11 protein-coding genes and 1 pseudogene are annotated in these 11,399 nt (G+C 71.0%); 6 read left to right on the plus strand and 6 right to left on the minus strand.

Features of this window, described 5'->3' with window-relative positions; genetic code table 11:
* A pseudogene (locus tag VFL99_RS17975) lies at positions 1 to 281 on the plus strand (hypothetical protein); the annotation flags it as partial.
* 177 nt (positions 282 to 458) lie between these two features.
* Here the strand turns inward: VFL99_RS17975 and moaA are convergent.
* Positions 459 to 1,493, minus strand: coding sequence for a GTP 3',8-cyclase MoaA (gene moaA, locus VFL99_RS17980; protein ID WP_325107744.1), 1,035 nt, complete (start codon positions 1,491 to 1,493; stop codon positions 459 to 461).
* 32 nt (positions 1,494 to 1,525) lie between these two features.
* Here moaA and VFL99_RS17985 point away from each other — a divergent pair, with 32 nt between their 5' ends.
* Together VFL99_RS17985 and VFL99_RS17990 are read left to right on the plus strand one after the other, a co-directional pair.
* Positions 1,526 to 2,350 carry an SURF1 family cytochrome oxidase biogenesis protein gene (locus VFL99_RS17985; RefSeq protein ID WP_325107745.1) on the plus strand — a complete coding sequence of 275 codons (825 nt, stop codon included), beginning with the start codon at positions 1,526 to 1,528 and terminating at the stop codon, positions 2,348 to 2,350.
* A 37-nt stretch (positions 2,351 to 2,387) separates the two neighbouring features.
* Entirely contained in the window at positions 2,388 to 3,149 is a 762-nt protein-coding gene (locus VFL99_RS17990) for an SDR family oxidoreductase (RefSeq protein ID WP_325107746.1), read from the plus strand.
* A 34-nt stretch (positions 3,150 to 3,183) separates the two neighbouring features.
* On the opposite strand, the gene VFL99_RS17995 is transcribed toward VFL99_RS17990, so the two are convergent.
* The 3 genes from VFL99_RS17995 to VFL99_RS18005 all read right to left on the minus strand — a co-directional run bounded on the left by VFL99_RS17995 (position 3,184) and on the right by VFL99_RS18005 (position 7,688).
* Positions 3,184 to 5,181 (minus strand): ABC transporter ATP-binding protein, encoded by a 1,998-nt coding sequence (locus VFL99_RS17995; RefSeq protein WP_325107747.1) that lies wholly within the window; start codon positions 5,179 to 5,181, stop codon positions 3,184 to 3,186.
* 130 nt (positions 5,182 to 5,311) lie between these two features.
* On the minus strand, positions 5,312 to 6,097 hold the full coding sequence (locus VFL99_RS18000) for an enoyl-CoA hydratase/isomerase family protein (RefSeq protein ID WP_325107748.1): 786 nt from the start codon (positions 6,095 to 6,097) through the stop codon (positions 5,312 to 5,314).
* Positions 6,090 to 7,688 (minus strand): ABC-F family ATP-binding cassette domain-containing protein, encoded by a 1,599-nt coding sequence (locus VFL99_RS18005; protein WP_325107750.1) that lies wholly within the window; start codon positions 7,686 to 7,688, stop codon positions 6,090 to 6,092. The genes VFL99_RS18000 and VFL99_RS18005 overlap by 8 nt, the downstream gene beginning before the upstream one ends.
* A gap of 71 nt (positions 7,689 to 7,759) precedes the next feature.
* On the opposite strand from VFL99_RS18005, the gene ypfJ reads away from it, so the two are divergent.
* The 3 genes from ypfJ to VFL99_RS18015 all read left to right on the plus strand — a co-directional run bounded on the left by ypfJ (position 7,760) and on the right by VFL99_RS18015 (position 10,341).
* Positions 7,760 to 8,677 carry a KPN_02809 family neutral zinc metallopeptidase gene (ypfJ, locus tag VFL99_RS18010; protein ID WP_325107751.1) on the plus strand — a complete coding sequence of 306 codons (918 nt, stop codon included), beginning with the start codon at positions 7,760 to 7,762 and terminating at the stop codon, positions 8,675 to 8,677.
* Between the two features lie 91 nt (positions 8,678 to 8,768).
* Positions 8,769 to 8,846 carry a putative leader peptide gene (locus VFL99_RS18380; RefSeq protein ID WP_414713803.1) on the plus strand — a complete coding sequence of 26 codons (78 nt, stop codon included), beginning with the start codon at positions 8,769 to 8,771 and terminating at the stop codon, positions 8,844 to 8,846.
* A 64-nt stretch (positions 8,847 to 8,910) separates the two neighbouring features.
* A complete protein-coding gene (locus VFL99_RS18015) occupies positions 8,911 to 10,341 on the plus strand; it encodes a dicarboxylate/amino acid:cation symporter (RefSeq protein WP_325107752.1) in 1,431 nt (476 codons plus the stop codon).
* A 9-nt stretch (positions 10,342 to 10,350) separates the two neighbouring features.
* Here VFL99_RS18015 and VFL99_RS18020 read toward each other — a convergent pair whose 3' ends face one another.
* Positions 10,351 to 11,067 (minus strand): acVLRF1 family peptidyl-tRNA hydrolase, encoded by a 717-nt coding sequence (locus VFL99_RS18020; protein ID WP_325107753.1) that lies wholly within the window; start codon positions 11,065 to 11,067, stop codon positions 10,351 to 10,353.
* A 27-nt stretch (positions 11,068 to 11,094) separates the two neighbouring features.
* Positions 11,095 to 11,399, minus strand: a 305-nt coding sequence (locus VFL99_RS18025; protein ID WP_325107754.1) for a metal-sulfur cluster assembly factor, incomplete at its 5' end; no start/stop codon positions are given.

Consider the following 11,399-nt stretch of genomic DNA (forward strand, 5'->3'; position numbering starts at 1 on the left):
ACTTCGACCACGACACCGACCACGCCGCCGGCGGCAAGACCAGCACCAGCAACGGCTCGGCCAAACACCGCCGCCACCACAACCTGAAGACCCGCCGCCTGTGGCACACCCGACAACACCCCGACGGCACCATCACCTGGATCACCCTGCTCGGCCGGCACTACCACACCGAACCCCACGACTACCACGAACTCCACCACCCCCACGACCCACAGAACCCCCACCACGACCCGGCCACCACACCCCCAGCCAGCCCCAACGAGGAAGAACCACCCTTCTGACCACCCCACGACGACACAGCCACGACACCGTGAGCACGGCCCGTCCCAGCAGCCGAAGCCCCGTCCCAGCAGACGGGACGACGTCCGACCGAACGAGACGACGTCAGGAGAAGCAGGCCAGGTCAGCGGGGCGCAGCGCGTCAGAAGCAGCGAGCCACATCGAGACGCCGCGGGCCGTCAGCCGCCGATCGCCGACATCGGCCGCGTCGGCTGCTCGAAGTCGGGCTCCCCGATCCCGTGGCCGCGCCGCTTCGCCCACATCTCGGCCCGGATGATGTCGATGAGGTCCTCATCGGTGGCGCCCTCGCGCATGGGTCCGCGCAGGTCGGCCTCGCCGCGCGCGAAGAGACAATTGCGGACCTGCCCGTCCGCGGTGAGCCGCACCCGGTCACAGGCCGCGCAGAACGGCGCCGACACGCTCGCGATGATGCCGACCTTCTCCGGACCACCGTCCACGAGGAACATCTCGGCCGGCGCGCTCCCCCGCTCCTCGGAGGGCAGCGGCGTCAGGTGGTACCGCTCCCCCAGCCTCGACCGAATCTCGTCGGCCGTGACCATCGCCGCGCGGTCCCACTGGTGCTGGGCGTCGAGGGGCATCTGTTCGATGAACCGCAGCTCGTATCCCCTGTCCAGGCACCACTGGAGCAGTTCAGCGACCGAGTGATCGTTGATTCCCCGCATGGCCACGGCGTTGACCTTGACCGGCGCCAGTCCAGCCGCCTCGGCAGCCTTCAGCCCCCGCTCGACATCCCCGAAGCGGTCCCGCCGGGTCAACGACCGGAACTCCTCGGGGTCCACCGTGTCCAGGCTGACGTTCACCCGGTCCAGCCCCGCCTCGGCGAGCCGACCGGCGAGTCGGTCCAGGCCCACCCCGTTGGTCGTCATGGCGATCTTCGGCCGCGGCTCGAGCGCGGCGATCCCCGACACCACCTCGGCGAGCGACCGCCGCAGCAGCGGCTCGCCTCCGGTCAACCGGACCTGACGGACGCCCAGCCGGACGAAGATCCCGACCAGTCGGATCAGCTCCTCGTCGGTGAGCATCTCGGGCTTCGGCAGCCACGGCAGACCTTCCGCCGGCATGCAGTACGTGCACCGCAGGTTGCACCGATCGGTCACCGAGACCCGGAGGTCACGACCCACCCGGCCGAACGTGTCGACCAGCCCGGCCACGTCCTGCGGAGGACGCACGAGAGGTCGGGGTAGCCACGTCATACAGCCCAGACTAAGCCGGGTACCGTCAAGAGGTGTTCCGGGTGTTCATGACGCGCCGCTGGCTGGGCGCGTTGGCGCTGGCAGTCGTCTTCTGCGTCGTCGCCATCTTCCTGGGGCGGTGGCAGTGGCATCGCTACGAGAACAAGGAAGCTATCGCCAACCGCATCACCGATCACTACCACGCCAAGCCCGTCCCCCTCCGCAGCGTCCTGGCCACACCCGACACCCGTATGCCGGTCGCCGTCGAGTGGACGCCCGTCACCGCGACGGGGCGGTACGTCCCGAAGTCCACCCAGCTGATCCGCAACCGCCCGAACAACAGCATCTACGGCTACGAGGTGATCGTGCCCCTCCGGCTGGACAAGGGCGGCGTGCTGCTCGTAGACCGCGGCTGGGTGCCCAACGCCAAGACTGCCGAGATCCGCCCCCACGTGCCCCCGCCGCCGACCGGTGAAGTGACGGTCACCGGATGGCTCCGTGAGGGTGAACCCAACCTCGGTCGCCAGATGCCGGCGGGTCAGCTGGCCTCGATCAACATCGGCCAGGCCCAGCAGCGGATCCACGGCAACGTCTTCGACACATACGTCATCAGGAAGCACGAGAGCCCCGCCAACGGACAGCCGGTCAAGGCTCCTGACGCACTCGAGGCGCCGACCACCGACACGGGCCCGCACCTTGCCTACGCCTTCCAGTGGTGGGCGGCCTCCGGCGTCGGGTTCATCCTCGTCTTCGTGGGCGTGCGCCGACAGAAGCTGGACGAGGACTGGCAGCGCGAGCACGCCGGCGAGGCAGGGGCCGGCACCCCACCGCCGCCGCGGCCGAAGAAGGTCTGGATCTGGGACGAGGAAGACGCCTGAGCCGAGGAGGTCCCGGGCGGGTGCAACGATGTGCCCCATGGACCTGGGACTACGTGACCGCACCTACATCGTCAGCGGCGGCTCCGCCGGCCTCGGCTTCGCGACCGCTCAGGCGCTCGTCGAGGACGGCGCCACGGTCGTCCTGTGCTCACGCAGCCAGGAGCGCGTCGACGCCGCGGCCGCCCAGCTGGGCGACGACTCGGCCGTCGGCATCGCTGCCGACCTGGCCGAGGAACGCACTGCCGAGGACCTCGTCGCCACTGCGCTCAAACGGTTCGGTCGCGTGGACGGCGCCGTCATCAGCGTCGGCGGTCCCCCGCCGGGGCCGGTTCGCACGGTGGGCGACGAGCAGTGGCGGAACGCCTTCGAGTCGGTCTTCCTCGGCTCCCTGCGTCTCGCCCGCACGGTGCTCGCCACCGAGTCGGAGGACGGCAAGGCCGTGACCTTCGTGCTGTCGACCTCCGTGAAGAGCCCGGTGGCCGGCCTGGCCATTTCCAACGGGCTGCGACCCGGACTGGCCATGACCGCCAAGACCTTGGCCGACGAGTGCGGCCCCGCAGGCGACCGGGTCAACGTGGTGCTCCCCGGCCGGATCGACACCGACCGCGTGAAGCAGCTCGACGACGCCACGGGTGACCCGGAGGCGGCCAAGGAGCGGTTCGAGGCGCAGATCCCGCTGCGGCGCTACGGACGGCCCGAGGAGTTCGGCCGCGTGGCCGCCTTCGTCACCTCGCCCGCCGCCTCCTTCGTGACCGGCTCGGTGATCACCGTCGACGGCGGGATGACCCGCAGCCTCTGAGGGGCCCTCGGCGCCGGCACGGACGGCGTCCCGGTCAGCGTCCTGGCACCGACGTCAGCGCCCCGGCACCGACACCATCGCCTCCGTCCGAGCCCTCGGCACGGTCGCCGTCTGCGGCGCGGGAGCGTTCGGCGTCCTCGGCACTTACGGCGTCGGCGCGGCCGGGCTCCGCGCTGTCGTCGGCGAACTGCGTGTGGTAGAGGTCGGCATAGAGGCCGCCGTCGGCCAGCAACTGGTGGTGGCTGCCGCGCTGCACGATGCGCCCGTCGTCGACGACCAGGATGAGGTCGGCCCCGCGGATCGTGGACAACCGGTGCGCGATCACCAGCGCGGTGCGCCCCGACAGCGCCGTCTCCAGGGCCCGCTGCACCGCGACCTCGGACTCACTGTCCAGGTGTGCCGTCGCCTCGTCGAGGACGATGACACCGGGCCCCTTCAGCAGCAGGCGGGCGATCGCCAGGCGCTGCTTCTCGCCGCCGGACAGGCGGTGCCCCCGATCACCGACCACGGTGTCCAGGCCCTCCGGCAGTCGCTGCACGAGGTCCCACACCTGGGCCGCGCGGAGCGCCTCCTGCATCTCGTGCTCGGTGGCCGAATCACGGGCATACGCGAGGTTGGCGCGGATGGTGTCGTGGAACAGGTGCGCCTCTTGTGTCACCACACCGACGACGTCGTGCAGCGACGCCAGCTCGGCCGCCCGCAGGTCGACTCCGTCGAGGCGCACGGTGCCCGAGCTCGGGTCGTACAGACGCGCCGCAAGATTGGTGATCGTGGTCTTGCCCGCGCCGCTGGGGCCGACGAGCGCCACCAGCTGGCCCGGCTCCACGTGGAAGGACACGTCGTGCAGGATCGCCTCTCCCGCGCGCCGGTCGGCGACGGAGACCTGTTCGAGGGAGGCGAGCGACACATCCTCGGCGGCCGGGTAGGCGAACTGGACGTGGTCGAAGTCCACGGACACCGGGCGCTGCGGGAGGGCCACGGGCTGCGCGGCCTCCTTCACCAGCGGCTGCAGGTCCAGCACCTCGAAGACCCGCTCGAAGGAGACCAAGGCGGTCATCACGTCGACCCGCACGTTCGACAGGGCCGTGAGCGGGCCGTAGAGCTGGGCGAGCAACGCCGCGAGTGCCAGCAAGGCCCCGATGGTCAGCGAGTTGCGGATCACCATCACGCCGCCGAACCCGTAGACCAGCGCGGTGGCGAGCGAGGCCACCATGGTGAGGCCGACGAGGAACGCGCTGCGGTTCATCGCGATCCGCACCCCGATGTCGCGCACGTCACCGGCGCGCCGGGCATACTCCCGGTCCTCGGTCTCCGGGCGACCGAAGAGCTTGACCAGCAGGGCACCTGCGACGTTGAACCGCTCGGTCATCTGCGTGCCGAGCTCGGCGTTGAGGTTCATCGAGTCGTAGGAGAGGGCAGCCAGCCGGCGTCCCATGTAGCGGGCAGGCACGAGGAAGAAGGGCAGCAACGCCAGCGTCGCGAGCGTGAGCTCCCACGAGCGCGACATCATCGCCACCACGATGAAGACCAGGGAGACGAGGTTGCTCACGACTCCGGACAAGGTCGAGGTGAACGCCTGCTGGGCGCCGATCACGTCGTTGTTGAGCCGGCTCACCAGGGCACCGGTCTGGGTGCGGGTGAAGAACGCGATCGGCTGGCGCAGGACGTGGGAGAAGACCTCCGTGCGCAGGTCGTAGATCAGTCCCTCACCGATCCGCGCCGACAGCCAGCGCTGCAGGATCGTCAGGACCGCGTTGACCAGGGCGACGCCTGCGACGACCAACGACAGCCACACGACGACGCCGACCTTGCCCGGTGTCACGCCGTCGTCGATGATCCGCTGCAACAGCAGCGCGGGCGCCACGCCCAGGGCGGCCGCCGCCACGACGAACAGCAGGAACAGCAGGATCTGACGCCGGTAGGGCCGGGCGTAGCCCATCACCCGCCGGACCGTGTCCGGCGCGAGGCGCCGCTCGGCCACGGACTGGTCACGGCTCAGCGAGCGCATCATGTGCCAGCCGTTCATCGACATGCCCGTGTCCTCCGGTCCTTCGCGGCGCGTCCAGTCTGTCCCGTAGCGGGGACAACAGCGCAGGACCGTGGTTCCTTCCGCGCGACGACCAGCGCGCCGAGCAATGGAGTGGCCCTCGCGGCGCTCGGCCTCAGCGGGCCAGGTGGCGCAGCAGCCGAGCCTGGGCTTCGCGCTCCCGCCGGCGCTGCACTTCCTCGGGCCCCTCGGCGGCCTGCTGCAGCAGCGGCTTGAGCTCGCGCAGGACCGGTGCCGGTGTCTCCAGGATCGCTGCGCACAGGTCGCGGGTGGCCGCCTGCAGCTCCTCGCCCGGCACGGCGGCCTGGGCGAGACCGCTCGCCACCGCCTCGGCGACGCCGACCGACCGTCCGGTCGCGCAGATCTCCAGAGCTCGGGCATAGCCGACCAACCGCACGAGTCGGGCGGTGCCGCCCAGGTCCGGGACCAGTCCCAGGTGGGGCTCGCGCATCGCGAACGCCACGTCCTCGGCGACCACCCGCAGGTCGGCGGCCAGGGCGAGCTGGAACCCGGCACCGATCGCATGCCCCTGGACCGCCGCCACGACGACGGCCGGCACCTCGAGCCACACGGCGAAGGCCCGCTGGAACCGCGCGATCTCGGCCTCGATCACCTCGGGAGCCTCACCCGCCAGGGCCGGGAGCGACCGCTCCCCCGGCACCCCCTCCGGCGAGAACATCCGCCGGTCCAGACCTGCGGAGAACGAGGGCCCCGACCCGCGCAGCACCACCACGCGCACGTCCCCGTCCACGCCGGCGGCGGCCTGCTCGAGGGCGGCCCACAGGCTCGGCGTCTGCGGGTTGTGGTGCGCCGGGTCGTCAAGCGTGACGGTCAGCACGCCGCCGCTGCGCTCCACCCGCAGGGACGGGTGCAGCCGGTCGCCGGGCAGGTTGTCAGGCAAGGGCCACCAGCTCCTGGTAGTCGTTGTTCCAGTGGTCCTCCACGCCGTCCGGCAGCAGCAGCACCCGCTCCGGCTCCAGCGCCTCCACCGCGCCCTCGTCGTGGCTCACCAGGACAACGGCCCCCTCGTAGGTGCGCAGGGCGCCGAGGATCTCCTCCCGAGAGGCGGGATCGAGGTTGTTGGTCGGCTCATCGAGGAGCAGCACGTTGGCCGAGGAGACCACCAGCAGGGCCAGCGACAGGCGGGTCTTCTCCCCGCCGGAGAGCACCCCGGCCGGCTTGTCCACGTCGTCCCCGCTGAACAGGAAGGAGCCGAGCACCTTGCGGGTGTCGGTCTCGTTCAGCTCGGGCGCGGCGGACTTCATGTTCTCCAGCACCGTGCGGCTCACGTCGAGGTTCTCATGCTCCTGGGCGTAGTAGCCCAGCTTCAGCCCGTGGCCACGCTTGACCTCGCCGGTGTCCGGCTCGTCGATCCCAGCGAGGATCCGCAGCAGCGTCGTCTTCCCGGCCCCGTTGAGCCCGAGGACGACGACCCGGGAGCCACGGTCGATGGCGAGGTCCACGTCGGTGAAGATCTCCAGCGAGCCGTAGGAACGCGACAGCCCGTCCGCCGTCAGCGGAGTGCGCCCGCACGGAGCCGGCGCGGGGAACCGAAGCCTGGCGACCTTGTCCCTGACGCGCTCGCCCTCCACCCCGGCCAGCAGGCGCTCGGCACGACGCGCCATGTTCTGGGCGGCCACGGCCTTGGTGGCCTTGGCCCGCATCTTGTCGGCCTGCGCCATGAGCGCTCCGGCCTTCTTCTCGGCGTTGAGCCGCTCGCGCCGACGCCGCCGCTCGTCGGTCTCCCGTTGGGCGAGATAGGCCTTCCAGCCGAGGTTGTAGATGTCGAGCACGGACCGGTTCGCGTCCAGGTGGAACACCTTGTTCACCACCGTGTCGAGCAGTTCCACGTCGTGGCTGATGACGATCAGGCCGCCCTGGTAGGCGCGCAGCCGCTCTCGCAGCCACACGATGGAGTCGGCGTCCAGGTGGTTGGTCGGCTCGTCCAGCAGCAGGGTCTCCGCCCCCGAGAAGAGGATCCGCGCCAGCTCCACGCGGCGACGCTGGCCACCGCTGAGCGTCTCGAGGGGTTGCTCGAGCACCCGGTCGGGCAACCCGAGGCTGGAGGCGATCGCGGCCGCCTCCGACTCGGCCGCGTAGCCACCGCGCGCGACGAACTCACTGTCGAGCCGGGCATACCGGCTCATCGCCTTCTCGCGGGTCTCGTCGTCCGCGCTCGCCATGGCCCCCTCGGCGGCACGCAGCTCGCGGATCACCGTGTCCAGGCTGCGGGCGGACAGGATGCGGTCGCGGGCGACCACGTGCAGGTCACCCGTGCGCGGATCCTGGGGCAGGTAGCCGACCTCGCCGGTGCGGGCGACCGTGCCCGCGGCCGGCATACCGACGCCGGCGAGGACCTTCGTGAGCGTCGTCTTGCCCGCCCCGTTGCGCCCCACCAGCCCGATGCGGTCACCGGCGGCGACCCGGAAGGTGGCCTCGGACAGCAGCAGCCGCGACCCCGCGCGCAACTCGATCCCGGTCGCGGCGATCATGACGAGGGCTCCTTCACGTGGTGCGCGCGCCAGCACGCCGGGCAGGGGGATCGGCAATAGTCTACGAGCCGATGAGCTTCAACGACGACGCAAATCTGGACACCTCCCAGGTCGAGGGCGGTGGAGGCGGCGGCGGCTTCCGCCGCGGCGGTATCGCCGTGGGTGGTGGAGGCGGGATCGTGGCCCTCCTCATCTACCTGGTCTATGCCCTGATGGGCGGGGACACCGGCGGAGGTGGAGCGAACGCCCAGCAGCCCGCCGACAACGGCCAGCAACAACCGGCCCAGTCCAACGACTTCTCGCGGTGTCGCACCGGCGCGGACGCCAACCGCGACGTCGAGTGCCGCGTCATCGGCACGGTGAACAGCGTGCAGGACTACTGGTCGCGAGCCCTGCCGCAGTACGGCGTGGACTACACCCCTGCCAAGACCGTGCTCTACTCCGGCGCGACGCAGTCCGCGTGTGGCACCGCGTCCAACCAGGTGGGCCCGCTCTACTGCCCGCTGGACGGGAAGGTCTACATCGACGCGTCCTTCTTCCAGGAGCTCACCGACCGCTTCGGCGCGGACAACGGCGCGCTCGCCCAGGAGTATGTCGTCGCGCACGAGTACGGACACCACGTCCAGGACCTGCTCGGCCTCCTGGGTCGCGCCCAGCAGGATCCCCAGGGCGCCGAGAGCGCCTCCGTGCGCACCGAGCTGATGGCGGACTGCCTGGCCGGGGTGTGGGCGGATCACGCCTCCAGCACCAAGGATGCGCAGGGCCACCCGCTGCTCAAACCGTTGACGCAGCAGGACATCCACTCGGCGCTGTCCGCTGCCGCGGCGGTCGGCGACGACCGGATCCAGCGTGCGGCGCAGGGGCGGGTCACACCGGAGACGTGGACGCACGGGTCGAGCGCGGAGCGGCAGCACTGGTTCCTCACCGGCTACCGCACCGGGGACCTCAACCAGTGCGACACCTTCTCGACGGCCAACCTCGGCGGCTGACAGCGCAGCTCGCAGACGCCGCGCGCGAGAGATCCACATCGTGGGCCGGTTCGCCGGGCATACCCAACACGGTGTTTACTTTTCCCCAACGATGACGAATCTCTGGGGCCTGACGAAGCGGCGTCACGTCGATCTGCGACGTGACGCCAGCGCGTGCTGTCGCCGCTGACCGCCTCCGTCACCCTCCCCTCGTCGACGCGGCCCCACCGCGTCCGCCTGAAAGGCGATCCCCCATGCCCACCGCACCCTCCTCCACGCGCGCCGACGAATCCGGCGCCCAGCCCGGCCTGCTGCGCCGGCTGCTCCACCTCTCCTTCGGCACCCAGATCCTCATCGGTCTGGTGCTCGGCGTCGTCCTCGGCCTCGTCGCCCGCCAGCTGGGTGGCACGGAGGCGGACCCGAACTGGCTGACCACCACGCTGTCCACCATCGGCGACTCGTTCGTCACCCTGCTGCGCGCCGTCGTGCCGCCGCTGGTGTTCCTCGCAATCGTCGCCTCGATCGCGAACCTGCGCCAGGTCACCAACGCCGCCCGCCTCGCGTGGCGCACGCTGCTCTGGTTCGCTGCCACGGCACTGGCCTCGGTCACCATCGGCATCGTCATCGGCCTGGTCACCAACCCCGGCCTGCACACCAGCGTCAGCCGGAGCCAGGCCGCCCGCCCGGACCACGCCGGCTCGTGGCTGGACTTCCTCACCGGGCTCGTCCCCACGAATGTCCTTGGCCTGCAGGCCAGCTCGGACCACGGTGAGGTGTCTGTCTCGTTCAACGTGCTGCAAATCCTCGTGGTGGCGATCGCCGTCGGCATCGCCACGCTGAAGCTCGGGGAGTCCGCCGAGCCGTTCCTGAACTTCAGCCGCTCCGCCCTCAAGGTCGTGCAGAAGGTCCTCTGGTGGATCATCCGGCTGGCCCCGATCGGCACCGTGGGCCTGCTCGGTCGCGCCGTCGCGACGTACGGCTGGGACGCCCTCGGTTCCCTCGGCGTCTTCGTCCTGTCGGTCTACCTCGGCCTGGTCCTCGTCCTGTTCGTGCTCTACCCCACGATCGCCCGGGCCAACGGCCTGTCGCCGCGGAAGTTCTTCTCCGGCGCGTGGCCGGCCATCCAGCTCGGCTTCGTCTCGCGGTCCTCGGTGGGCACCATGCCGGTGACCGAGTGGGTCGCCGAGCGCAACCTCGGCGTCCCGCGCGAGTACGCCTCGTTCGCCGTCCCGTTCGGTGCCACGACCAAGATGGACGGCTGCGCGGCGGTCTACCCCGCCCTGTCGGCGATCTTCGTGGCGCAGTTCTTCGGGGTGCACCTGAGCATCGTCGACTACGTGCTCATCGCGTTCGTGTCGGTCCTGGGCTCGGCGGCCACCGCCGGCGTCACCGGTGCCGTCGTCATGCTGACCCTCACGCTGTCCACACTGGGCCTGCCCCTGGAGGGAGTGGGGCTGCTGCTCGCCATCGACCCGATCCTCGACATGGGCCGCACCGCAACGAATGTCGCCGGTCAGGCCCTCATCCCGACGATCGTGGCGAAGCGCGAGGGAATCCTCAACCTGCGCGCCTTCAACGCACCGCGCAGCGACGGCGGCTTCCGCGAGGCCGTCGACCAGGCGAGCGACCACGGCGCGTCCGCTACCCCGCTGCGCGAGCAGGAGCGCGAGCCCCTGCCGGCCTGACCTCCGCGCTCAGGGTTCGGTCAGCCGGACGCGGACGGCGCGTCCCCGTCGGAGCGCCTTCTCGAGGACGGCGAGACGCGGATCCGGCAGGTCGAACAACTCGCGCCGCGGCAGGGTGGCCAAAGGCGAGAGTCGTTGCTCGGCAAGGGCATCGGTCACCAGCCGCCGGTCGCCGCCGACGACCAGGGCTGCGGGGCGGTCCGGCAGCACGACCCGGACCGCTTGGTCGACCGCCTTGACCACCAGCGCTTCCGCCTGGTTGGCGCGGCGCCGTGCGAACCGCTGCTGGGACCAGCCGCCGGCAGCCGTGCGCGACTGCACGTAGCCGCCGCCGGTCTTGTGCGCCACCAGCCGGCTGCCGTGCGCCACGCCGACGGCGAAGCCGCCCCGACGCAGCAGGACCAGCCCGAGCGGGTCCGGTGGGAGCGCCCAGGGCACGAGGCCGTCGATCAGCTGGTCGGCACCGCGGTTGCCGTCCAGGTCGGCGACGGCGGTCTCCGGCGTGCCGTGCGGGTCGAACGGGCGCAGCTCCGCCACGGCCCCGTCACCCGCCGTCAGGCACAGCGCCGCGGTGCCGGGGGCCCCGCGACGCTCCGCCACAGGGTCCGCAACGGTGTCTGAGCATGCGACAAGGCCGCCGTGCCGCTCGGCGAAGCCGAGGACCCAGCGGCCCAGTCGTTCGGGGTCGACCTCGACGGATCTCGACACGGCCTTGCCGTCGGTCACCCGCGAGAGCGGCTCAAGGGTGAGGTCTCAGACGTTGAAGCCGAGGGCCCGCAACTGCTCGCGTCCCTCGTCGGTGATCTTGTCCGGGCCCCACGGCGGCAGCCAGACCCAGTTGATCCGGATGTCGTCGGCCAGGCCACCGCCCGGTCCCGCGCAGATGGCGTACCGGGCCTGATCCTCGATCACGTCGGTCAGCGGGCAGGCGGCCGAGGTCAGCGTCATGTCCAGGGTGACGACGTTGTCGTCGTCCACGTGGATCCCGTAGATCAGACCCAGGTCCACGACGTTGATACCCAGTTCGGGGTCGACGACGTCCTTCATCGCCTCTTCGA

Source organism: Segeticoccus sp., from assembly GCF_035708005.1.